This is a genomic window from Frondihabitans sucicola, from assembly GCF_030296615.1.
GTDB classification, from domain to species: Bacteria; Actinomycetota; Actinomycetes; order Actinomycetales; family Microbacteriaceae; genus Frondihabitans; species Frondihabitans sucicola.
This window is the reverse complement of the sequence record NZ_AP027732.1, coordinates 3372548-3393800: the sequence shown is the minus strand read 5'-3', so window position 1 is coordinate 3393800 and position 21253 is coordinate 3372548. Positions and strand designations below refer to the sequence as shown.

General features: G+C 68.7%; 23 protein-coding genes and 3 pseudogenes. 13 read left to right on the top strand and 13 right to left on the bottom strand.

All coding sequences use genetic code 11. From position 1 onward, the window contains the following. Window positions 1-8 precede the first annotated feature (8 nt). From QUE79_RS17485 to QUE79_RS17450, 8 genes are all read right to left on the bottom strand, one after another. Window positions 9-773 carry an MFS transporter gene (locus QUE79_RS17485; RefSeq protein ID WP_286344178.1) on the bottom strand — a complete coding sequence of 255 codons (765 nt, stop codon included), beginning with the start codon at window positions 771-773 and terminating at the stop codon, window positions 9-11. After that, entirely contained in the window at window positions 686-1276 is a 591-nt protein-coding gene (locus tag QUE79_RS17480) for a hypothetical protein (RefSeq protein WP_286344177.1), read from the bottom strand. Before QUE79_RS17480 ends, QUE79_RS17485 begins: the two co-directional genes overlap by 88 nt. A 158-nt stretch (window positions 1277-1434) precedes the next feature. Next, complete coding sequence (locus QUE79_RS17475) at window positions 1435-1650, bottom strand: hypothetical protein (RefSeq protein WP_286344176.1); 216 nt, start codon at window positions 1648-1650, stop codon at window positions 1435-1437. Between the two features lie 115 nt (window positions 1651-1765). Next, window positions 1766-2497 (bottom strand): GAF and ANTAR domain-containing protein, encoded by a 732-nt coding sequence (locus tag QUE79_RS17470; protein ID WP_286344175.1) that lies wholly within the window; start codon window positions 2495-2497, stop codon window positions 1766-1768. Continuing rightward, window positions 2494-3210 carry a GAF and ANTAR domain-containing protein gene (locus QUE79_RS17465; protein ID WP_286344174.1) on the bottom strand — a complete coding sequence of 239 codons (717 nt, stop codon included), beginning with the start codon at window positions 3208-3210 and terminating at the stop codon, window positions 2494-2496. The genes QUE79_RS17470 and QUE79_RS17465 overlap by 4 nt, the downstream gene beginning before the upstream one ends. Window positions 3211-3485: 275 nt before the next feature. Beyond that, window positions 3486-4103 (bottom strand): hypothetical protein, encoded by a 618-nt coding sequence (locus QUE79_RS17460; RefSeq protein ID WP_286344173.1) that lies wholly within the window; start codon window positions 4101-4103, stop codon window positions 3486-3488. 62 nt (window positions 4104-4165) lie between these two features. Further along, entirely contained in the window at window positions 4166-5260 is a 1095-nt protein-coding gene (locus QUE79_RS17455) for a DUF4185 domain-containing protein (RefSeq protein ID WP_286344172.1), read from the bottom strand. A gap of 4 nt (window positions 5261-5264) precedes the next feature. Continuing rightward, window positions 5265-6398, bottom strand: coding sequence for a glycoside hydrolase family 172 protein (locus tag QUE79_RS17450; RefSeq protein ID WP_286344171.1), 1134 nt, complete (start codon window positions 6396-6398; stop codon window positions 5265-5267). A gap of 131 nt (window positions 6399-6529) precedes the next feature. On the opposite strand from QUE79_RS17450, the gene QUE79_RS17445 reads away from it, so the two are divergent. From QUE79_RS17445 to QUE79_RS17405, 9 genes and pseudogenes are all read left to right on the top strand, one after another. Beyond that, window positions 6530-6862: a LacI family DNA-binding transcriptional regulator gene (locus QUE79_RS17445; RefSeq protein ID WP_286344170.1), complete on the top strand. Its 333-nt coding sequence runs from the start codon at window positions 6530-6532 to the stop codon at window positions 6860-6862. Next, window positions 6775-7074 (top strand): annotated as a pseudogene (locus QUE79_RS26225) (type 1 periplasmic-binding domain-containing protein); the annotation flags it as partial. The gene QUE79_RS17445 and the pseudogene QUE79_RS26225, both read left to right, overlap by 88 nt. Then, the gene (locus tag QUE79_RS17435) at window positions 7059-7520 is read left to right on the top strand and encodes a substrate-binding domain-containing protein (RefSeq protein WP_434011066.1); all 462 of its coding nucleotides are present in this window, start codon (window positions 7059-7061) and stop codon (window positions 7518-7520) included. The pseudogene QUE79_RS26225 and the gene QUE79_RS17435, both read left to right, overlap by 16 nt. A 91-nt stretch (window positions 7521-7611) precedes the next feature. Beyond that, a pseudogene (locus tag QUE79_RS17430) lies at window positions 7612-8279 on the top strand (FGGY family carbohydrate kinase); the annotation flags it as partial. A gap of 108 nt (window positions 8280-8387) precedes the next feature. Then, window positions 8388-9128, top strand: a complete 741-nt coding sequence (locus tag QUE79_RS17425) for an FGGY-family carbohydrate kinase (protein WP_350271721.1) — start codon at window positions 8388-8390, stop codon at window positions 9126-9128. A 15-nt stretch (window positions 9129-9143) separates the two neighbouring features. Beyond that, the gene (locus QUE79_RS17420) at window positions 9144-10778 is read left to right on the top strand and encodes a fucose isomerase (RefSeq protein ID WP_286344168.1); all 1635 of its coding nucleotides are present in this window, start codon (window positions 9144-9146) and stop codon (window positions 10776-10778) included. Between the two features lie 33 nt (window positions 10779-10811). Beyond that, window positions 10812-12170 (top strand): ABC transporter substrate-binding protein, encoded by a 1359-nt coding sequence (locus QUE79_RS17415; RefSeq protein ID WP_286344167.1) that lies wholly within the window; start codon window positions 10812-10814, stop codon window positions 12168-12170. Beyond that, window positions 12167-13126: a carbohydrate ABC transporter permease gene (locus QUE79_RS17410; protein WP_286344166.1), complete on the top strand. Its 960-nt coding sequence runs from the start codon at window positions 12167-12169 to the stop codon at window positions 13124-13126. The genes QUE79_RS17415 and QUE79_RS17410 overlap by 4 nt, the downstream gene beginning before the upstream one ends. Beyond that, window positions 13116-14048: a carbohydrate ABC transporter permease gene (locus QUE79_RS17405; protein ID WP_286344165.1), complete on the top strand. Its 933-nt coding sequence runs from the start codon at window positions 13116-13118 to the stop codon at window positions 14046-14048. The genes QUE79_RS17410 and QUE79_RS17405 overlap by 11 nt, the downstream gene beginning before the upstream one ends. Before the next feature lie 51 nt (window positions 14049-14099). Here the strand turns inward: QUE79_RS17405 and QUE79_RS17400 are convergent, their stop codons facing one another. The 3 genes and pseudogenes from QUE79_RS17400 to QUE79_RS17390 form a co-directional block, all read right to left on the bottom strand. Further along, window positions 14100-14435 carry a hypothetical protein gene (locus QUE79_RS17400; RefSeq protein ID WP_286344164.1) on the bottom strand — a complete coding sequence of 112 codons (336 nt, stop codon included), beginning with the start codon at window positions 14433-14435 and terminating at the stop codon, window positions 14100-14102. 3 nt (window positions 14436-14438) lie between these two features. Then, window positions 14439-15157 (bottom strand): annotated as a pseudogene (locus tag QUE79_RS17395) (His/Gly/Thr/Pro-type tRNA ligase C-terminal domain-containing protein); the annotation flags it as partial. Window positions 15158-15535: 378 nt separating this feature from the next. Then, window positions 15536-16402: an aminoglycoside phosphotransferase family protein gene (locus QUE79_RS17390; protein ID WP_286344162.1), complete on the bottom strand. Its 867-nt coding sequence runs from the start codon at window positions 16400-16402 to the stop codon at window positions 15536-15538. Between the two features lie 131 nt (window positions 16403-16533). On the opposite strand from QUE79_RS17390, the gene QUE79_RS17385 reads away from it, so the two are divergent. Both QUE79_RS17385 and QUE79_RS17380 read left to right on the top strand, forming a co-directional pair. Continuing rightward, a complete protein-coding gene (locus QUE79_RS17385) occupies window positions 16534-17457 on the top strand; it encodes an oxidoreductase (protein WP_286344161.1) in 924 nt (307 codons plus the stop codon). Between the two features lie 198 nt (window positions 17458-17655). Next, window positions 17656-18120, top strand: coding sequence for a DUF2809 domain-containing protein (locus tag QUE79_RS17380; RefSeq protein WP_286344160.1), 465 nt, complete (start codon window positions 17656-17658; stop codon window positions 18118-18120). 77 nt (window positions 18121-18197) lie between these two features. On the opposite strand, the gene QUE79_RS17375 is transcribed toward QUE79_RS17380, so the two are convergent. Further along, window positions 18198-19139 (bottom strand): zinc-binding dehydrogenase, encoded by a 942-nt coding sequence (locus QUE79_RS17375; RefSeq protein ID WP_286344159.1) that lies wholly within the window; start codon window positions 19137-19139, stop codon window positions 18198-18200. Continuing rightward, complete coding sequence (locus QUE79_RS17370; protein ID WP_286344158.1) at window positions 19136-19648, bottom strand: hypothetical protein; 513 nt, start codon at window positions 19646-19648, stop codon at window positions 19136-19138. Before QUE79_RS17370 ends, QUE79_RS17375 begins: the two co-directional genes overlap by 4 nt. A gap of 177 nt (window positions 19649-19825) precedes the next feature. On the opposite strand from QUE79_RS17370, the gene QUE79_RS17365 reads away from it, so the two are divergent. Both QUE79_RS17365 and QUE79_RS17360 read left to right on the top strand, forming a co-directional pair. After that, window positions 19826-20683, top strand: coding sequence for a pentapeptide repeat-containing protein (locus tag QUE79_RS17365; protein WP_286344157.1), 858 nt, complete (start codon window positions 19826-19828; stop codon window positions 20681-20683). A 341-nt stretch (window positions 20684-21024) separates the two neighbouring features. After that, window positions 21025-21225 carry a hypothetical protein gene (locus QUE79_RS17360; RefSeq protein ID WP_286344156.1) on the top strand — a complete coding sequence of 67 codons (201 nt, stop codon included), beginning with the start codon at window positions 21025-21027 and terminating at the stop codon, window positions 21223-21225. Window positions 21226-21253 lie beyond the last annotated feature (28 nt).

Genomic DNA, 21253 nt, shown 5'->3' with positions numbered 1-21253 from the left:
CATCGTGACTAAGAAGCTGCCCGCGTCGCGTCTCCGCCCGATTCCGTCCCGGCGACCCGGGCGCCGCTGACGGCACCGAGAGGCGCCACGAGCACGAGAGCGCAACCGACCGCGAGGGCGAGGTGGACGCCGTCGGCCTGGACCACGATTCCGGAGACTGCTCCGCCGAGCGCGATGCCCGCCGCGGACGCGGTGTTGATCCAGGTGAACCCCTGAGTGAGGGACCGACGCGGCACGGTCCTCTCGACGATCTGCGCGGAAGACACGTTGATGGGGGCGATGGTCGCCCCGGCGAGGATCAACCCGATCAGGAGCGTGGCGAGGGACGGCCGGACCGCGGTCACGGCCAGCGCGATGAAGAGCAGGATCGATGCGCCCAGCTGCACCGAGTGTGGCCGCCATCGCTCTTCGGTTGCTCCGTAGGCCAAGCCTGCCGCCAGGCTGGCGACGCTCGTGAGGGCGAGGAGGAATCCCGCGGCAGGCCCGTAGCCGTGTTCGGTCGCGAACGCGGTCACGATGACCGGCATCGCTCCGAAGAAGAACCCGAGTCCGATGGCGACGGCGACCGTGGAGAGGAAGCTGCGACCGAGAAGCCGCGATCGCGTGGCGCGGTCGATGCGCCGGACACGCGTCTGCCGTGGGGGAGCCGTTCGCGTCTGAGCCGCGAGAGCCGCGCCGCCCGCGATCAGCAGTGCGGCGGCCAGGACCGTGCCCAGGGCGGAGAAGGCGAGGCCACTGACCAGGGTGACGATCGGTGGACCGGTGAGGAACACGACGTCGTTGACGACGGCTTCGAGGAGAAGGCCGTTCGGAGACGGTCTCCTGATCGGAGCACGTGCGTCCATCGCGCTGCGGACAGGGCACCGGGCTGCGGAATGGCTCCGCCTGCCACGAGGGCACCGCCGAGAATCAGGGTGGTCTCGGAATCGAACGAGCCGACGACCGATAGCGAGATCCCGGCGACATGGACTGCGAGGAGCGGCGGGAGGAGTCGCGACTGACCGTATCGATCGACGAGCCGGGCGTTCTGGGGGCCCACGATCGCCTCCGCACACGCGAAAACGGCCGTGGCAGCTCCCGCCAGGGCGAACGAGTGGGTGAGGCCTCGCACCGTCCAGAGGAGACCGAGCCCGGTCATGGCGACACCGAGCCGCGCGATTGCCGCCGAGAAGAAGAAGCCCCGGGCGCCGGGGCCGCCGAGGAGACTGCGATAGCGATCCTTCGATGATCGCGATCGACTGATCAGATTCCGCGCCAGGCGCGTCACGTCGCTCATGGTCGACGCCTCCGCACGGCGGCACCGGATCATCGGCAGACAAGTCGGCCTGAACTTCGACGATCGCAGGAAGCCGCCGCAGAGTCATGCACTGCGTGCGGTTCGAGCTTAGGACGAGTCGGACGGCGCGCGGCCGTTTGCGATCAACCGAGGCCCGTTCAGCCCGTGGCGTCGACGGGAAGGTCGCGGGCGTCTTCCCAGGAGTCTCGGACGGCGCCGTCGCGGAGGAAGTCCTGATAGCGCGGTCCGGGACCGGACCGTGAGTCCGGGAGGAGGGGGAACGGGGAGGGACGCCAGTGACGGGCGCGGTGTGGAAGGTGCTGGATCCGTACCGGATCGACGCCCGGTGCGCTGAGATACAGACTGATCGCCATCGAAAACCCCATTTTCGTCCGGACGCTGATTGGTGCGACGCTGGCGACCTGGGGCTGGGGCGGCCACTTTCAACCTACGAGTCGGACCGGGCGATTTCAAGGGCCGTGCGCCGATTCATCGTGACGGCGCTGACTTCTCGAGGGCCAGCGAGCCGTCGACGATGGCCGAGGCGATCTCGGGCAGGGGAGTCTGCGTCGACCGTGCGTGGTGCCGGATCAGTCGGTAGGCGGCGTCCATGTCGAGGTGGTGCGTGTGCGAGACGACCCCCTTGGCCTGCTCGATGACGACGCGGCTGTCGAGAGCGCGCTGGAGCTGCTCCTGGACCAGCGCGGAGTCTTGAACGATTCGCTCGTGCAGGACGGTGATCGTCGCCACGTCCGCCAGCGCCTGAGCGGCGATGGCGTCGGTTTCGTTCAGCGCGCCCTCGTGGTCGCGGAAGAGGTTGAGCGATCCGATCGTGGTGTTCCGGAGGCGGAGCGGGATCGCGTGCACCGACAGGAACCCCGAGTCGCCGGCCGCGTACGCGAAGACGGGCCAGCGTGAGAGCATCTCCCGACGGCTCTCCACCGATACCACGCGACCCGTCGTGACGGCCTCCACGCACGGGCCCTCGCTTGCGTGCAGCTGCATGAGCCCGACGAGTCGGCTCTCCTCGCTCGTGGACGCGACGACTTCGAGGTGCGTGTCGTCCGTGCCGAGGAGGATGCCGGCGGCGACGGCGTCGAACAGGTTCGTGGAGTGGTCGACGAGCGTCTGGAGGAGTCCGATCGTGTCGTAGCCCGCGACCAAGGAGTCCGCCAGAGTGACGAAGGTTCGGACGAGTTCGGTTTCACGAGTGTCGGTCATTCCTGGGTCCGTTCGTTGTCGAGGTCGGTGCTGAAGTCGAGGCGTCTCAGAACGATGTCCGCGGCGACGTCTCGGACACTCCTGCCCGACGCGAAGGCGTGTCCGCGTATGACCATCATCGCCTCGTCCGGGCCGACTCGCATCTGCGCGATCACCATTCCGGTCGCCTGGTGCACTTCGCGCCGAGAATAGGTGCCCTCGGTCTCGCCCGCGCGAGCCTCCTCCGAGGCCAGGAGCGCGCGCCGCAGGACGTGTCTGGCGACGACTCCGGCCAGGACTCGCGCGTCGTCGAGCTGCTGCGCCGACAGGATGCGAGGCGTTGCCGAGTAGAGGTCGACGGCCCCGACTCGGATGGTCGCCACGATCAGGGGAAATGCGAAGACGGCGCCCAGACCGGTTTTCCGCAGGGCGATCAAGGCGACCGGCCAGGTGGCCGCAGAGGTCTCCTGCACATCCGGCTCGAGGACGGGCCGTGCCGTTCGCAGGGCGTCCCAGCAGGGCCCTTCGCCGAGGTCGATCTGGATCTCGTCGAGTTCGGCCGCGGTCTCGTCGCTGGCGCAGACGGTCTGGGTTCCCAGAGGGTCGCCGAGCGTCGACACGGCCGCCCCCGTGACGGCGAGAGCTGCGATGAAGGGCGTGCAGAGGTCGGCGTCGGGCGCGGTCGCCCGCGACAGCTCGGCCAGGGCCGTGGTGAAGGGCGACGGATCAGCCATGGCGAGCGGCCAGGATCGGCGTGGATGAGGCGGGTTTCGACACGAGGGCTCCTGCGTTGCGTCCGGAAAGAGGTCACGGAGCGCTGGGTCCTGGTGCCAACCGCACATCAAGGTTACGTCCTCGGCGCAACCCCCGGCGCGTCGAGGGAGGTCAGGTAGTCGGCGTTGCCGCGAAGATGCTGTCCAGTTCGTCGTCGAGTGGTGTCGCCACGGTCGCCTCCAGAGCATTCGGCGAGCCGCGCTCGCGAGGGGCCACGCTACCGGCACCGCTCCGATCACACGAAAAAGACCTCCAGCTCCGCAATCGACGTGTAGTGCGCCGAGCCACCGGGCTCGCCGATGATCCGGATCCCGTCGCCCCAGGTCTCGTCGAAAGTCAGCGTGTAGGTCGTGAAGGCGCCCGCGCTCGCGCTGTAGGGGTAGGCGGGCGCGATCCGGGATCGCTCGACGTCCTCCCAGGTGAAGCCGCGGCGGACCTGGACCCGGAGCCCGCCGGCGAAGCCGCTGAACCAGCCGCCGTCGTCCGCCATGGCTCCCGTCGTGTAGACGACGCGATTCATCCAGTAGCTCCGGGAGAACGTGTAGCCCCAGAAATCGACGAGTTTGTTCGTCCCGTCGAAGCTGTCCTCGCTCTTCGTGCGGTCGCCGTCGTTGTAGTACGTCCAGTTCGCGTGGTCGGCGCTGATCTGGACCGCGGTCACGTCGGATCCGGATCTCGCGAGATTGATCGACGCGCTCGGGCGGTTCGAGGGGCGGGAGGAGCGATACGGCGTCAGTCGCACCTTGCGGAGATTGAAGTTGTAGTTGTCGGCGGGGGTCGGAGCCGGCGCCTCCCACCAGTTGCTCTGAAGCCAGAGGTCGCGGCCGTCGGCGCTCACGTACTTGGAGGGCATCGTGGTTCCGTAGCCGGCGTTCTTCGGGGTGTGCGTCGTGTCGTTCGAGCGATACCACGGGGTCAGACCCGCGTTGTGATAGTGATATCTCTTCCAGGGCCCCCAGGGGGTCGGCGACTCGTAGAACTCGAAGCTGGGATCGGTCCACGACGAGTACAGGTAACGCTTGAAGACGGGGTGGTAGAGCACGCCCCCTGCGACACGACGGTCAACGATCCGGCTTTCGTCGGCTGCGGATCCTCGTAGCGGCGGAGCGGGTCGTGCAGGACGGCGGTCTTGTCGCGGATGTCGATGCTCCACGTGGGTCGTCCGTCCGCGCCGGTGCCGGTGAAGAACTCCCACCGGTCGCGCTCCTGGACGCTCGATGCCGGGACCCGACCGAGGTAGAGGTCGACCGGATCCGGCACCGTGCCGGTGTTCGACGTACGCCAGTTCCAGTCCATGCCGTAGGCGTAGACGTACGATCCGTCGTGCGCGCCGAGGGCCCGCGTCGCCTCGGAGGAGTCCTTCCCGAAGTCGACGAAGAAGATCGTCGTGAAGCGGTGATCGGTGAACATCGGGCGGTCCGTCGTCGTCCAGGTTCGCCCGTGATCCGTCGAGCGGGAGATGCTGGCATTCGGCGCGTCGTCGAATGCCGAATCGCCGTACCGGAGGTCCTGCACCGCGAGATAGAGGACGCCGCCCACGCAGACGATGCCGGTCGGCTTGCGATTGTAGTGGGCAGGATCGCCCCAGACCTTGGCCACCTGTTCGGACTCGGCGAGCTTCACGCCGTGCAACCCCGTCTCCGGGCGGCCCGAGATACGGCTGACGACGACGTCCTTGAACGGTTCCTCGCTGAAGCCGCGGCCATCGCCGTTTGCGGTGTAGACCTCGTCGTCGTCCGCCCAGCAGGTCGGCCACAGGTCGCCGTCGCTGCCGGGTGCCGCGTACGTTCCGGCGTGTTCGACGAAGACGGTCGAGAAGAACGTGCTCGTCTCCTGCGGCAACTCCCCGGGAGGGACCTGGAGGAAGGCGTCCGGATGCTCCGCGGGTGCGTCGCCGTGACCGGCACCGGTCGGCGTCGAGGCGTCCGCGGCGGTGCTGCCGCGAGTCACGACGGCGGCGGCTCCGGCCAGCGCCCCGCCGCTGAGGAGGATGCGTCGGGAGACGTCCATGGCCTCAGGCCTCCGACCGCGGGGCGCGCGGAGGCGTGGCCCCGACGTCGGGAACGGCGCCGGATCCCAGGTGCACCTCCATCGTGTCGGCGTCCGGTGCCGGCGGACGGTTCGTCGCCGGGCGGTCGAGGTAGAAGATCGCCGTCGAGGCGATGTCGTCGTGCAGCGGCAGGTAGCGCCAGCCGCTGCGCCACCCGAGAGCTTGAATGTCGACGCGTCCGATCCCCTCGGCGAAATGGATGGGATCGAGCAGGTGCCAGCGGTAGAGGCCGAATCGCTGCTGACTCGCGTAGAGGCCGTCCGGGCGGAGCACCTGGGGCATGCCGAGGTACGGCGTGGAGAACTCCGTGTAGCCGGTGCCCGGAACGTCGAAGTTCCAGGCTCCGCCGAAGTAGTCCTCCGTTCCGGTGCCGCAGATCGTCGGGTAGTCGGTGTCGCCGTCGAGATAGAACTTGATCTCGCCCTCGCCCCACCAGCCGTCGGAGTTCGACCCCCAGGCGATGTAGGTGCCCGCGTAGTGTCCGCGTCCTTCGACGCCCTCCAGGAGGACGTGGGTCGATCGATCGGCGAGCGGGTTGCTCCTCCGCCACTGGGCGTGGAAGTAGCCGTCCTCTCCCGATTCCTCGCCGAGCTCGTAGGTGATCTGGAAGTAGACGCGCACATCGACGTCCGACGTGTTCTCGAGGGTCAGCCGCGCCGCCGTCCGGAAGGGCATCGGCCAGTACGAGTTGAACCCGCCGTGCGGGTTCGCGGCGATCGCCTGCGAGGTCACCTGCGAGAACACGCCCCACCCCGAGCAGAAGAAGTCGCCGTAGGGCACCTCGACCGCGGGATCGTCGCTGCCGTCCCAGTAGGCGCGCAGGATCAGCGTGCGCCAGTTGTCCGTGTGGGTCGTGATCCAGATGTGGGTGATCCTGCCGGCGCCTTCGATGTTCGCGAGATCCAGCGTCTCGCCGGGCGCGACGTCCACGCTCGGCGAGATCTTCCAGCCGGGTCCGAGATCGCGCGCGCTCGCGGCGCCGGTTCCCTCGGTTGCGCGGCCGCCGCCGCCCACCCGGCCGTCGGGATTCTCGGGACTGATGGATCGCGTCCGTCGGTCGCGGATACGGGCGATGTCGTGGAGGTCCGGATTGCTCACTCGAGTTCCCTTTCAGCGTCGTTGCTCTGCTCGATTGAACCACGAATGATGCAATCGATTTCAGCACTGTAAGGTTCTGTTGGAACGATGTCAACGGACGAGCCGGGCTCGATCCGAGAGAGGCGGCGACTGTGGCTACCATCTACGACGTAGCCGAAGCGGCAGGGGTTTCGCCCGCCACCGTCTCTCGCGTCTTCAACGGCACGGCGGTCTCCGAGCAGAAGACGAAGCTCGTTCGCGACGCCGCTGCGCGACTGAAGTTCACGCCCAACCGCACCGCCCGCACCCTCCGCCGGAAGAACTCCGAGGTGATCGCCCTGATCATCCCGGACATCGAGAACCCGTATTACACCGAGCTCGCCCGGGGGTCGGCGACGTGGCTCAGGAGGCCGGATACTCGGTCGTGCTCTGCAGCACCGACGAGGACGTCGCCCGAGAAGCGCGGTTCCTCGACATCGCCGTGAGCGAGAACATGGCCGGCGTCATCATCGCGCCGGCCTCCGAGCACTCCGATCTCGAACCCATGGCGCGGGGCGGCAGAGCCGTCGTCGCGGTCGACCGGGTGTCACATTTCGACGTCGACGGCGTCACCATGAACAACCGCGAGGCGGGCCGGATCGCAACAGAACACCTGGTCACGCAGGGGTACCGGCGAATCGCCTGCATCACCGGTCCCGCCGACGTCGAGACCGCGGCCGAGCGAGCGGGCGGCTGGCGCGACGCTCTCCGCGCGGCGACCGGAGTCGACCCGAGCGACGAACTGCTCCGGCACTCCACCTTCCGGGTCGAGGAGGACGCTCGACCCTGTCCGAACTGCTCGCTCTCCCCGAACCTCCCGACGCCGTCGTCGCGACGAACAATCTCATGGGCGTCGGCGCCCTCCAGGTCTTGAACGAGCACCGCCTCGCGCCGCCGGCCGTCGGGGTGGCCGTCGTCGGTCGGCTTCCGTTCACGACCATGGCGCCGCGCGACGTCACCGTGGTTCGCCTGCCGGCGCGCCAGATGGGGATGACGGCCGCCAAAATGCTCCTCGAACGGATCGACGGCGATGATCAGCCCGCACGGACGATCGTGCTCCGGCATGTCCTGGAACCGGCGAGCGACTCGAACCTCGCCGGCTGACCACCGGGTCGCCCTGATCCACTGGTGCTCGTTTCACTCTTGAAAATGAAATCGATTTCGTGCAAGATGGCCTCCGGTCGAGGAGGATCGAATGCGAATCACGTGCACGCTCGGTGTGGACATCGGCACATCGAGCACCAAGGGCGTCCTGGTGGACTCCGAGGGCGCCGTCCTCGCGAGTGCCCAGCGCGTGCACGAACCCGACCGTCCGAACCCGGGCTGGGTCGAGATGGACGCCCGACTCTGGTGGGACGAGTTCTGCGGCATCACCGCGGAACTCCTCGCGGCGGTCCCCGACGCCGTCGTGATCGCCGTGGGCGTCAGCGGGATGGGTCCCTGCGTTCTCCTGGCCGACCAGGACGACGTCCCGGTGCGCGCGGCGATCCTGTACGGGGTCGACAGCCGGGCCGGCGAGCAGATCGACCGGCTCACGGCCGAGCTCGGCGGCGACGCCATCCGATCCCTCGGCGGCTCCACCCTCACGAGCCAGGCCGTCGGGCCGAAGATCGCCTGGGTGGCCGAGAACGAGCCGGCGGCCTACGGGCGAGCGCGCCGGCTCTTCATGCCCGCGTCGTGGACCGTGCGGCACCTCACGGGGAGTACGTGCTCGACCACCATTCGGCCAGCCAGGCCACGCCGCTCTACGACCTCCACTCGCTCGACTGGCACCGCGACTGGTCCGACCGGATCGCCGATGGTCTGGAACTGCCTCGGCTCGCCTGGGCCGGTGAGGTCGCCGGCTCGGTGACCGCGGACGCCGCGCGTCTCACGGGACTGGACCGGGGCACGCCGATCGTCACGGGCACCATCGACGCCTGGGCCGAGGCGGCCAGCGCCGGAGCGGACCGACCCGGCGACCTCCTGCTCATGTACGGCACCACGATGTTCCTCATCGCGACGGCCGATGCCGCGGTGCAGACGCCGTCGATGTGGACGACGCTCGGTCTCCGCCCGGGAGTGACCTGCCTGGCCGGGGGTATGGCGACGTCGGGTGCGATCACGAACTGGATCCGCGATCTGGTCGGTGGCGGGTCGGTCGACTTCGCCGAGCTCCTCGACGAGGCCGGCGCATCCGGCCCCGGGGCACGCGGCCTCCTGCTTCTCCCGTACTTCGCGGGCGAAAGGACACCGCTTCAGGATCCCGACGCTCGCGGTGTCCTGGCCGGGGTCACCCTGACGCACACCCGCGGCGACCTCTACCGGGCGGCTCTCGAAGCGACGGCCTACGGCGTCCGCCACAACATCGAGACCATGCGGGAGGCGGGCGCCCGGATCGACCGCATCGTCGCTGTCGGCGGCGGAACGCGCGGCGGGCTCTGGACCCGGATCGTGTCGGATGTGACCGGCCTCGATCAGGAGATCCCCGAGATCACCATCGGCGCCTCCTACGGCATGGCCCGGCTGGCCGCGTCGTGCGGTGCCGACCCCGATCGAACGGAGGCCATCGTCACGAGGTGGAACCCGGCCCGGGTCGTGATCCGCCGAGATCCTGCGCACCGCGACCTCTACGACGAGGGCTACCGCCGCTACCGCGAGCTGTACGAGGCCACCGCGCCCGTCGTCCACGAACTCGCCGCGTCCCAGCGGCTCGCCCCCACCCACCCCTAGGAACGAGGAGATTCCATGTCATACGTCCTTCCCGAGCCGGCCGTCCGTCCGACGGCCGAACCGGACGCCGTCTACCTGATCGCGAGCGGTGATCTCCGCGAGGCTGCGAACGTCGCCGCCTGGCCCACGCAGGCGGCGATGGAGGCCAGTGTCGTCGCCGCGTTCGAGCGGCTCGGCAGGCGCGTCGTGCGGGCGAACCCGGTCGACCCCGAGCGCGGACACGGTTTCGTGTCGAGCCAGCGCATGGGGCTCGACGTCTTCACGCGGATCCCGACGGAGGCGCCGCTCGTCGTCGCCGAGGCCGTCTGGCAGTACAGCCATCACGTGCTCGCCGGTCTTCGCGACCATCGCGGGCCGATCCTGACCGTGGCGAACTTCGTCGGAGACTGGCCGGGACTCGTGGGGCTGCTGGGGCTCAACGCCGGCCTCACCAAGATGGGCAAGGACTACTCGACGCTCTGGAGCGTCGACTTCACCGACGACTGGTTCTTCGACGGTCTGCGGTCGTGGCTCGACACCGGCGTGATCCGACACGACGCCGACCACGTGCGCGACCTCCCAGACCTGCCCGACTCCCCGGAGACCGACCTCGGCTCGGCCGTCGCCAGGACCCTGCGAACCGACAAGGCGATCATCGGCGTCTTCGACGAGGGCTGCATGGGAATGTACAACGCCGTCTTCGACGACGAACTCGTGAACCCGCTCGGGATCTACAAGGAGCGCCTGTCGCAGAGCGCCCTCTGGGCAGAGATGCAGCGCGTCCCGGACGACGAGGCGGACGCCGTCCGGCGTTTCGTCGAGGAGCGCGGGTTCGTCTTCCGCTTCGGCGACGAGGAGAGCAGCGACCTCACTCCCGCGCAGGTGCGCTGGCAGTGCAAGATGTACATCGCCGCTCTGCGCATCGCCGACGACTTCGGGCTCGACGCCGTGGGCATCCAGTACCAGCAGGGACTGAAAGACATCTGCCCCGCGTCCGACTTCGCGGAGGGACTCCTCAACGACCAGGATCGTCCGCCGGTCACGAGTCGGGACGGCTCCCGGATCCTGCGCGAGGGCCTCGCCCTCCCTCACTTCAACGAAGCGGACGAGGGTGTCGCCGTCGACGCGCTCGTGACGAACCGGGTCTGGACCGCCATGGGCCTCGATCCCGCGACGACGCTCCACGACATCCGCTGGGGCGAGGAGTTCGACGGCGACTTCGTCTGGGTCCTCGAGATCTCGGGCTCGATCCCGCCGTCGCACGTCGACGGCGGCTACGCCGGCGCCGAGGGGTGGCGGCAGGATCCCGTGTACTTCCCGCTCGGGGGAGCCACCATCCGCGCGGTGTCCCGGCCCGGGGAGATCGTGTGGTCGCGCGTCTACATCGCCGAAGGCTCGCTGCACCTCGACATCGGCCGGGGAACGGCGGTCCGTCTGCCGGAAGCGGAGACCGAACGCCGCTGGAACGCCACCAACCCCGAGTGGCCGATGATGCACCTGATCACCCACGGCGTCAGCCGCGATCAGCTCATGGCCCGGCACAAGGCGAACCACATGAACGTCGTCTACGCCCCCGACGCCGCAACCGCCGACAAGGCGCTGATCGCCAAGGCGTCGGCATTCCAGGCTCTCGGAGTCGCCGTGCACCTCGTCGGCGACGTCACCATCTGATCCGGCCCGATCCGCTGTTCAAAGGAGAAAAGCATGGCCGAACTCACACCGGGCGGGCAGGTGACACGTCGCGGATTCCTCCTGGGATCGGCGGCCGTCGCCGCCACCGCCACCGCATTCACCCTGTCGGGGTGTTCGACGAAAGGCTCCGCCGCGGGCCGCCCCTTGCAATTCTGGCAGTTCTACGCTCCGCAGACGCAAACGGCGCCCGACCTCAAGGCGCAGAACGACTGGTTCCAGAAGGCGGTCGGCGACTGGAACGCGGCTCACCGCCAGAAGGTCGAGAACGTCTTCATCCCGAACTTCACCGACCCGTCGAACACCCGGCTCGCCACGGCGTTCGCTTCCGGAGACGGCCCGGACATCTTCCTCATCAGCCCGGGCGACTTCCTCCGCTACTACAACGGCGGAGCCCTTCTCGACCTGGCCCCCTACATGACGAAGGAGGCGATCGCCGACTTCAACCCGGACATCCTGGCAACGAGGCAGGTCGGGAACGGTGTCTACGGACTTCCGATGGAGGTCGAGCCGTTGGCGATGTTCTACAGCAAGCCGGCCTGGGAGAAGGCGCACCTCAGCGAGGGAGACATCCCGAAGACGTGGGACGAGATGCTCGACGTGGCGAAGAAGCTCACGACGCCGAGTCGATCGGGTCTCGTCTTCGAGACCGTGCCCGGCTACTTCCAGAACTTCACCTGGTACCCGTGGATGTGGCAGGGCCGCGGCGACGTCGTCGACGCCCACCAGAACCCCTCCTTCGACAGCAAGGCCGTGACGCAAGCCCTCGACCTGTTCGGGCGGTCGGTCCGGACCGGAGTCGCACCCCGCACGGATCCTGCCGCGGGTGACCTCCCGGGCGCCTTCGCCCAGGGCTACGCGGCGATGTGGCAGTCGGGTATCTGGCAGGTCGCCGGGTTCCGAGGCTCTCAACCGAAGTTCGAGTACGGCGTCTTCCCGCTGCCCACACCCCCGGGCGGGATCCCGAGGACGGTGCTCGGCGGGTGGGCCTGGTGCGTCAACGCCCGCGGGCGAAACCCGGAAGCGGCGGCGAGGTTCGTCGTCGAGACGGTGGGGAGCATGAGCGAGGCGAGCGTCCAGCGGATCGTCGACTGGTGCAGCGTAGCCAAGTCGGACATGCCGCCGCGGAAGTCGGTCGACGCGCGGATGAAAGCCAAGGGGGCCTTCGACGACCCGACCCTCAAGTACTTCCACGACACGATCCTGCCGACCGGCCGTGGAGAACCCCGCTACCCACCGGTCGTCTACAAGGCGATCTCCAACGCCATCCAGCAGGTCCAGACCGCAGGCGGCGACGCAGCCGCTCAGGCCAGGACGGGCAACGACGCCATCGAGGCATTCATGCAGACCTACAAGGGAGGCACGCTCCTATGACCGCAGTCAACGCGCGCGGAGCGACTACACCGCCCGCCACGGCCGGGGCGACCCCGCCGCGCTCCAACATGGGGAAGGCGCGGGCGCGCCGCGAAGGCAGAGCGGCCTTCCTGTTCCTCCTCCCGGACTCCCTCGGCCTCCTGATCTTCGTCTTCATCCCCATGCTGATGTCGATCGCTCTGGGATTCTTCCGGCTCGACGGCTTCGGCAACCTCTCGTTCATCGGGGTCGCCAACTACGTGCGGATGGTGCACGACCCGCAGTTCCTGCAGAGTGCGGGCGTCACCGCCGTCTACCTCGTGATCCTGGTTCCCGCCGTCTTCGTCGTCGCGCTGCTGCTGGCGCTCCTCGTCCAGCAGCGGATCCCGTTCGTCGGCGCGATCCGCACGGCCCTGTTCGCGCCGTACGTGGTCAGCCTCGTCGTCGTGGGGCTCATGTGGCAGTTCCTGCTGGCCGACAAGGTCGGCGTCGTCAACCAGTTCCTGTCCCACGTCGGCATCACCGGGATCTCGTGGCTCGGCGACCCGAAGTACACCCTGGGCACCGTCGTCGTGATCAGCATCTGGTTCCAGATGGGCTACTACATGATCATCTTCCTGTCGGGACTCCAGGACATCCCGGCCGAGCTCTACGAGGCCGCCCGCATCGACGGGGCCGGAGCCTGGCAGCGCTTCGCCAACATCACGTGGCCGCTCCTGCGGCCCACGTCGCTGTTCGTGCTGATCACGGTCACGATCGCGGTCATCACCGGCGGCTTCGACCTGATCTACATCCTGACGGGCGGAGGGCCGGCCGGCTCGACGTCACTCCTCATTTTCTACATCTACCAACAGGCGTTCCTGTTCGGCGAGTACGGGTACGCGGCGGCCATCGGGTCGGTCCTCGTCCTCGTCCTCCTGATCTGGTCGGCGTTCCTGTTCCGGGCAACGAAGGGCGGTCGAGTCGATGACGAATGAATCCGTGTCGAGCGAGACGATGACGACGAGAACGATGAAGGGCCTCGGTGCGTCGTCGGCGGGGGCGACGAGCGGACGCCGCGGCAGGCGTCCGCGGACGGGGCGCGAACGACGCTGGACCAGGAAGAACACGATCCTGTTCATCGTCGGGGTCGTGATCGCCCTCCTGACGATCTTCCCGCTGGCCTACATGCTGCTGAGCTCGTTCAAGACCCCGGCCGACGTCTACGGGACGTCGGTCCTGCCGAAGACGTGGACCTTCAAGAACTTCGTCTACGTCTTCACCGAGGTCCCCTTCGCGCGCTACATGCTGAACAGCTTCCTCATCTCGGCGATCATCACCGTGGTGGCCCTGTTCTTCCACTCGATGGCCGCCTACGCGCTCGCCCGCCTGAGGTTCAAAGGACGCGAGACGATCTTCCTGATCATCTTCTCGACCCTGCTCGTCAGCCTGCCGGTCGTCCTGATCCCGGAGTTCGAGATCGTCCGCCTTCTGGGGCTGCTCGACAGCTACGGCGGATTGATCGTCCCCTCGATCTTCAGCGCGTTCGGGATCTTCCTGCTGCGGCAGTTCTACCAGGGTCTGCCCGACGAACTGGAGGAGGCCGCTCTCGTCGACGGCGCGAGCTATTGGCGGATCTACTGGAGCATCGTCCTGCCGCTGTCACGCCCGATCATGGCGGCGCTCGCCGTGTTCTTCTTCCTCGCGAACTGGAACTCGTTCGTCTGGCCCCTGACGATCACGTCGAACCCGAACCTCCGCGTCGTGCAGGTCGGCATCTCGACCTTCCACCAGCAGTACGCCTCGAGCGAGAGCTACATCATCGCCGCGTCGACGGTGGCGGCCATCCCGACCCTGCTCCTGTTCTTCTTCTTCCAGAAGCAGATCACCGAGTCGATCAAGACCTCGGGATTTAAATAGGGACGGGCGACGGCGCCCCGACAGGTTCTCGCCTGCCGGGGCGCCACCGCGTCAGTAGCTCCGACCGACGATCGCCACGAGGTCGTCATCGGCCGCCGCTCCTCCCGGTACCGTCCCCTCGCGGGTCTGCAGGCACCGCACGCTGACCGCCTCGCGGTTGAGCGCGTCCTCGCCCTCTTCGCCGAGCGCGCTCGACGGGATGCGAGCGAAACCGGTCTTCGCGGCCTCAAGGGCCTCGGCGACCGTGGCGACGTCGACCGTCCGGTCGTTCAGTCGCGTCCGGGCCGCTTCGATCAGCTCGGCGTGCATGGTCTCGAGCAGGATCGGAACGGTGGTCGCGACCGCACCGAGCGCCAGCGCCGTCTTCTCGCCGCTGTCGCGTCGCACGAGCGTCGCCTGGCCCGCGTCGAGGTCGCGAGGACCGATCTCGATGCGGACGGGAACCCCTTGAGCTCCCACTCCGTCGCTCGGCGGCCGAAGCCCTGGGTCGTGCGGTCGTCGAGCCGGGTTCGGACGCCGGTCGCTGTCAGCTCGCCGACCAGCGCCGTGGCGGCGGCTCTCGTCCGGTCGTTGTCTTTCACGGCGATCACGACGACCTGCACCGGGGCGACGCGCGGCGGGATCCGGATACCCCGGTCGTCCCCGTGAGCCATGATCAGACCGCCGACCATGCGCGTGCTGGAACCCCACGACGTCGTCCAGCACGTCTCGACCTGACCGCTCGTGCCCGTGTAGGTGATGTCGAAGGCCTTCGCGAAGTTCTGGCCGAGCTCGTGGCTCGTCGCCATCTGAAGCGCCTTGCCGTCGCCCATCATCGCTTCGCAGGTCATCGTGTTGATGGCGCCCGCGAACCGTTCGCGCCGCGACTTGACGCCGACCAGGACGGGGATCGCCAGGACGTTCTGCAAGAAGTCGCGGTAGACGTCGAGGTGGATCCGCAGGGCGTAGGCGGCCGCGTCCTCGCGGCTGGCGTGCGCGGTGTGGCCCTCCTGCCAGAGGAACTCGGACGTCCGTAGGAACAGCCGCGGCCGCATCTCCCACCGCACGACTTTCGCCCACTGGTTCAGCAGCAGCGGCAGGTCGCGATGCGACTGGATCCACTTCGCCATCAGCTCGCCGAACAGGGTCTCGCTGGTGGGGCGGACGACGACCGGTTCGGCCAGCTCCTTGCCGCCGGCATGGGTGACCACGGCCAGCTCGGGGCTGAATCCCTCGACGTGTTCCGCCTCGCGCTCGAGGTACGGCTGCGGGATGAACAGCGGCAGGTACACGTTCTCGGCGCCCGTCGCCTTGATGCGCGAGTCGACTTCGGCCTGCATCCGCTCCCACAGCCCGTAGGCATACGGTCGGATGACCATGGTGCCGCGCACCGGCCCGTTCTCGGCCAGCTCGGCCTTCTCCAGGACGTCCTGGTACCAGCGGGGAAATCGTCCTCCTGCGATGTGAGGACACTCGCGCGTGTGTTCGCTGCCATCAGGCCACGCTACCTAGTCGGCGGTCAGACCGTCGATGATCTCTGCGCGGTCGCCGAGGGCGCGAGCACGCTCGGCGCGTTCGCGGGCGCCGATCTCAGGGTTTCGCGACATGAACCGGACGAGGTCGAGGAAGACGTGACCGACGCACGCCCGGAGGACGGCAGGCCGAGACGAGGCGCACCCGGCCGCCACGAGGAGGGCGAGGGCATCGGATTCGATGGACAGGTGACTGAGCAGGGTGGCGTAGTCGAATGCCCGTGGCCCACTGCCGATGGCTTCGATGTCGATCACTCCGCTGATCAGTCCCCGATCGAACAGGACGTTGGCCGGGCGGAAGTCGCCGTGGACCAGGTCGGTGCGCGGCCAGTCGATCCGGTCGGCGTCCCGGGTCAGCCGCTCGCAGAGACCGAGCAGGCGTCGTCCGTCGTGACCGGTGGCCTGAGCCGCCACGCGGAGTGAGTGCTTGCCGGCGGTGCGCTCCGCGATCAGGAAGTCGCTCCAGCAGCGGTCCGGGTCGGGATCGAGGCCCTGCTGCTGTTCCAGAACGTCGATCAGCGCGTGCGCGCGGTTCAGATCGATGCTGTCGATCGAAGCGCCCGGGACTCGTTGTTGCACCTGGTAGCCGGTGCCGGAAACCGTCGTGCCGCTCGCCAGCCAGGCCGGCGTCGGATAGCCGGCACGCCGGACGGCCGCGACCACGGGAACGGCGCGGATCACCTGCCGCGACCAGTCGGTGGTGGTCGCGACCTTGAGGACGCCCTGCGACCCGTCGGCCGAGGTCAGGTCCCAGGCGCCCGACTGGGATCCGCCGTCGAGCCGCTCGCCGAGCGCCCACGGGATCTCGCGGCGGGCGTTCAGCTCTCGAACCACCTCGTCCACGAGAAAACGTGAGGAGGTCACTCGACGACTCCGCGCATGACAGAAGCTTGGCACGGCAGCGCCGCGTCGGGGCGAGGCGACTCGTCGTTCGATTCGTCGCTCCGGCGAGCGAGCGGCCTACGCTGGCCGTCATGGCCCGAACCGACTCTCCTGATCTGCCGAACGCGTCCGCGGAACCGACCATCGCGATCGTCGGGCCGGGTGCGATCGGCACCACCGTCGCGGCGGCGCTGCACGAGGTCGGCCGCACGCCGATCCTCTGTGGTCGTACGCCCCGAGAGCGACTGGAACTGCAGGATGCCACGGGTTCCGTGATCGTGCCGGGACCGGTGCGGACCGATCCTGAACAGATCGACGAGCCGGTCGATCTCGTCTTCCTCGCCGTCAAAGCGACGCAGGTCGACGCGGCGGCACCGTGGCTGGGAGCGCTGTGCCATCCGGGCACGGCCGTCTGCGTGCTGCAGAACGGAGTCGAACAGGAGGCGACCGTGGCGCCGCTGGTGCCCGGCTCGCCGGTGGTGCCCTCCGTGGTGTGGTTCCCGGCGCAGGGGCAGCCCGACGGTTCGGTGTGGCTACGCGGGGAAGCGCGCTTGACCCTTCCGGACGTGCCGGCAGCCCGCATCGTGCTCGAGGCGCTCCGCGACACTCGCTGCTCGGTCGAGACGGCCGCCGACTTCGCCTCCGTGGCATGGCGCAAGCTGCTGCAGAACGCCGTGGCCGGGCTGATGGTCCTCAGCGGACGTCGGTCCGGAATGTTCGGCCGACCCGACATCGCCCGGGTCTCGCTGGAGTACCTGCGCGAGTGCCTGGAGGTCGCGCGCGCCGAGGGCGCCGTCCTGGGCGACGAGGTGCCCCGCGAGATCATCGAGACCTTTCAGGCGTCTCCGGCCGATCTGGGAACGTCCATCCTCGCCGATCGCGAAGCGGGCCGTCCGCTCGAATGGGACACGCGCAACGGCGTCGTCCTCCGGCGCGGCCGAGCTCACGGCCTCCCGATGCCCATCAGCAGCATCGTCGTGCCGCTGCTCGCGTCGGCGAGCGACGGACCGGGCTGATTGGGCCGGCCCTGCTGGTTCAGCGGAGGTGTCGCCGAAAGCCCGGCGGGTCGCACGTCACCGTCGCCGTGACGATCCACCGGTCGCCGTCGAAACCCCCGACCACGCGCTCGCCGGCCGAAGACGTCATCCGATCGGCGTCCGGGTTGCACCCGGCGATGGACGCCGCCGCACCGGTTCGGCGGCGACGATGGGACCATGACTCGTTGGGAATCGCCGCACCCGTCCGTCGACGAGCCGGCCGAACACGCTGCCCGCGCCGCAGTCGACCTCCGGGCGCGACGCAGTCGACCGCTCCTCGTCCTGGCGGGGTGCCTCGTCGTGGCGATGGGGATCGTCTCGAAGGTCGCCGTCCCCGGTCTGTTCGGTGACCTTCTCGGATCCGGCTGCTACACGGCCCTCCTCGTCGTCCTCGCCGCCTTCGTCGCCCCACGCGCACCCGGAGCCGTGCTCGCGCTCGTCGCCTTCGCGATCTCGAGCCTCGTCGAGCTCCTGCAGCTCAGCAGCATCCCTCGCGACGTCGTCGAGGTCGTCCCGCTCTCCGAGTGGGTGCTGGGAACCACCTTCGTGGCCACCGACCTCGTCGGGTACGCCGCCGGGGCCGTCGCGGCGTTCGCCGTGGATCGTGCGGTCGGTCGGAGGCGCCGCCGCGTCGGTCGCTAGCCGGCGGCGGCGCTGTCTTTTCGCTAGCCGAAGACGGCGTTGCCTTTTTGCTAGCCGAAGACGGCGCTGTCTTTTCGCTAGCCGAAGACGGCTACGAGCCGGCCGATGACCTCGCCGCGCTCGAGCTTCCCGATGCCGTCGCCGATCTCGTCGAAGCCGATCGCGGTGACGCGCGAGGTGAGCTTGCCCTGCTCGATGAGCTCGAGCACCTCGATGAGGTCCTGCTTCGTGCCCGCCTGCGATCCGACCAGCTCGATCTCGTTGAGCGTCAGGGTCTGCAGGTCGAGTTCGGCCGTGGCCCGCGCGAGTCCCACCTGCACGATGCGACCGCCGCGGCGAAGAGTCTTGATGGCCCCGTCGGTCGTCGTGCCGAAGCCGGCGAAGTCGACGATGACGTCCAGCTGGGCGTCCTTGAAGTCCTGGATGTCGGTCGAGACCGCCTCCACACCGAGCGATCGCGCGAACTCGTGCACCTTCTCGTTCTTCTCGGCGACATAGACCGTGGCCCCGGCGGCGAGAGCGGCTTGGGCGCCCAGCGAGCCGAGACCGCCCAGCCCGATGATGCCGACTTTCGTGCCTTCGGTGACGCGGCCCTGGACGTGGACCGCGTGGTACGAGGTGAGTCCCGCGTCGGTCGCCGCGGCGGCCTGATCGAACGGGACGTGATCCGGCAGCGGAACCACGAGCTTTGCGAGCACGGCGACCTCGTGGGCGAATCCGCCGTTCTTCTCCGTCCCAGGGCCGTCCTCGATGGTGGCGGGGATGCCGACCCTCTGACCGAGGGCGAACTCGGTCACGTCCGATCCGACGGCCGAGACGGTGCCGGCGATCTCGTGGCCGAGAGTGATCGGCCGGAACGGCAGCAGAGGGGTCAGAGTTCCGTCGAGGAAGCCGACGTCGCTGTGGCAGAGCCCGGCCGCCCTGACGTGGACGACGATCTCGTCCGCCGCAGGCGTCGGGGTCTCGACCTCGGTGAGGGAGAGCGGCTTGCCGATCTCGGTGAACTGCCATGCCTTCATGATGTTGTTCCTTTCGTGCAGTCGGCGACCTCTTCGTCGGCGGGGTCCATATTACCGGTACGAGGTACCAAAAACCTGTGCCCCTGCCGCACGACGAAAGTCATACCGAGAATCGTGGCAATCGTCCCGGCGACCTCCGCGGGAGAGGGCGGGCCGGAGAGATGGAGCGCCACGCTGCTCGCGCCGACGACGGGCGGAACCGCGAGTCCGAGGAGGGCCGAGTACGAGGGCCCTCGCGCGAGCAGGATGCGGTGCTGCAGCACGGAGGCGGGAACGTAGATCACGATGCCGAGGCCCGCCAGCAGGCCGACCGTCGCCCACGTCGGCCGAGCGCCGCCTGCGACATCGGCCGCGGCCCACCCCGCGAGCGGGATGCTCCCCACCGCGAAGACGGGCAGGATCCGCGATCGGCGTGTCGTCGTCGCCGGCGTGATCGACGCCAGCCGGATCACGGACTCCGTCGTCATGGCGGCGCTGGCCGGCGCGATCGGCCTTCTCTTCGGACGCATCTGGCGTCGGTTCGGCCCGCGTCGCCCGCCGACGGACGATTCCGGTCGCACCGGCGGCTGATCGCGCCGCGTGGGCGGGTTGGTGCGGTAATGGGCGGGTGCGCGCGCACCCGCCCACACCCGCACCAACCCGCCGAACCGCCCCAGGTCGGACGAGCGGGAAGTACGATCGACCCGATGGGTGAACGCACGCGAGTGGAACTCGGCCGACGCGAAGATCTCGGCGCCGATTGCGAGAAGTGCTTCGGGCTGTGCTGCGTGGCGCTGGCATTCGCCAAGTCGGCCGACTTCCCGTTCGACAAGGCGGCCGGCGATCCCTGCGAGAACCTTGACGAGCGACACGCCTGCCGAGTTCACTCGCAGCTGCGTCCCCGAGGCTTCGCGGGGTGCACCGTCTTCGACTGCTTCGGCGCGGGCCAGAAGGTGTCGCAGCAGCTGTTTGCGGGGCGATCCTGGCGAGACGATCCGGGCACTCGAGACGCCATGTTCGCTGCGTTCCCTCGGGTTCGCCGGTTGCAGGAGCTGCTGTGGTACCTCGATCAGGCCGTCGCCCTCGTCGAAAGCACCGGGAGTGCGGGCGTCCTGCTGAGCGAGTTCGACCGAGTGAAGAGCTTGAGTGACCAGGATCCCGAATCCCTGGCGGGCCTCGACATCGATGCGGAATTCGATCAGGCTCGACCCTTGTTGCTCGATGCCAGTGAGCGGGCTCGCGCCTCGGCCGCCGATCCTCGAGGAGGATCTCGGCGTGTGCGCGATCTCGGTCCGGGGAGCGACCTGGCGGCCGCCGACCTGGCCGGCGCGGACCTCCGCGGGTACACGCTTCGCGGTTCGATCTTGATCCGCGCGAATCTCCGATCCGCCCGCCTTGGCCGCTGCGATCTCCTGGGCGCCGACCTGCGAGACGCCGACCTGTGCGGCGCCGACCTCGACGGCGCGATCTACCTGACCCAGATGCAGGTCAACAGCGCTCAGGGTGACGGGGCGACCGTCCTGCCCGCGGGTTTCAGTCGGCCCTCGCACTGGACGTCGCGTTAGCGGCTCACCCCAGCGAGACACGTGACCGCGCTTCAATTCGCCCGCAACACGGAAGCGCTGCTGCCGGAGAGCGCGCCTCGCGGGCCGGGGGCATCGGCGGGCGCCCCCTTCGAGGCGTCGTCGTCCTGCTCGTCGCGGCCTTCGTCGGCACCCTCGTCGCGGCGCTGGTCACGAGGTCCGGCTCCGCCGGGTTCGCGGCCGTCGTCTTCCTGGTCGCGTCGCTGGCCACCCTGGTTCTCGTTCCCGTCCGGCTGACGGTGGATCGCCGGGGGATCCGACTGACCTCCGTCGTGCTCCGGATTCCGTTGATCCGGGTCGAACTGTCGAGCATTGACTCCGTCGTGGCGGGCACCATCGAGCCGAGTCGGTGGGGCGGCTGGGGCTTCCGCATTTCCGGCTCCGGCATCGCCTATGTCGCACGTCGCGGGCCCGGGATCGTCATTTCTCGTCGAAGCGGCCGCTCCATCGCCATCACCGTCGACAACCCCGAGCAGCGGGCTGCCCTCGCCAACGCTCTCCTCGCCCGGCTTCCCGTCGGCTGACCTCCTCTGCGCGTTGTCCGCGGCGTTC

Coding starts and splice junctions, on each gene's coding strand:
- QUE79_RS17480 (WP_286344177.1), bottom strand. CDS start 1,276: ATGAGCGACGTGACGCGCCTGGCGCGGAATCTGATCAGTCGATCGCGA.
- QUE79_RS17475 (WP_286344176.1), bottom strand. CDS start 1,650: ATGGCGATCAGTCTGTATCTCAGCGCACCGGGCGTCGATCCGGTACGG.
- QUE79_RS17470 (WP_286344175.1), bottom strand. CDS start 2,497: ATGACCGACACTCGTGAAACCGAACTCGTCCGAACCTTCGTCACTCTG.
- QUE79_RS17465 (WP_286344174.1), bottom strand. CDS start 3,210: ATGGCTGATCCGTCGCCCTTCACCACGGCCCTGGCCGAGCTGTCGCGG.
- QUE79_RS17460 (WP_286344173.1), bottom strand. CDS start 4,103: ATGCCCTCCAAGTACGTGAGCGCCGACGGCCGCGACCTCTGGCTTCAG.
- QUE79_RS17455 (WP_286344172.1), bottom strand. CDS start 5,260: ATGGACGTCTCCCGACGCATCCTCCTCAGCGGCGGGGCGCTGGCCGGA.
- QUE79_RS17425 (WP_350271721.1), top strand. CDS start 8,388: ATGTACGGCACCACGATGTTCCTCATCGCGACGGCCGATGCCGCGGTG.
- QUE79_RS17420 (WP_286344168.1), top strand. CDS start 9,144: ATGTCATACGTCCTTCCCGAGCCGGCCGTCCGTCCGACGGCCGAACCG.
- QUE79_RS17415 (WP_286344167.1), top strand. CDS start 10,812: ATGGCCGAACTCACACCGGGCGGGCAGGTGACACGTCGCGGATTCCTC.
- QUE79_RS17410 (WP_286344166.1), top strand. CDS start 12,167: ATGACCGCAGTCAACGCGCGCGGAGCGACTACACCGCCCGCCACGGCC.
- QUE79_RS17405 (WP_286344165.1), top strand. CDS start 13,116: ATGACGAATGAATCCGTGTCGAGCGAGACGATGACGACGAGAACGATG.
- QUE79_RS17385 (WP_286344161.1), top strand. CDS start 16,534: ATGGCCCGAACCGACTCTCCTGATCTGCCGAACGCGTCCGCGGAACCG.
- QUE79_RS17380 (WP_286344160.1), top strand. CDS start 17,656: ATGACTCGTTGGGAATCGCCGCACCCGTCCGTCGACGAGCCGGCCGAA.
- QUE79_RS17375 (WP_286344159.1), bottom strand. CDS start 19,139: ATGAAGGCATGGCAGTTCACCGAGATCGGCAAGCCGCTCTCCCTCACC.
- QUE79_RS17370 (WP_286344158.1), bottom strand. CDS start 19,648: ATGCGTCCGAAGAGAAGGCCGATCGCGCCGGCCAGCGCCGCCATGACG.
- QUE79_RS17365 (WP_286344157.1), top strand. CDS start 19,826: ATGGGTGAACGCACGCGAGTGGAACTCGGCCGACGCGAAGATCTCGGC.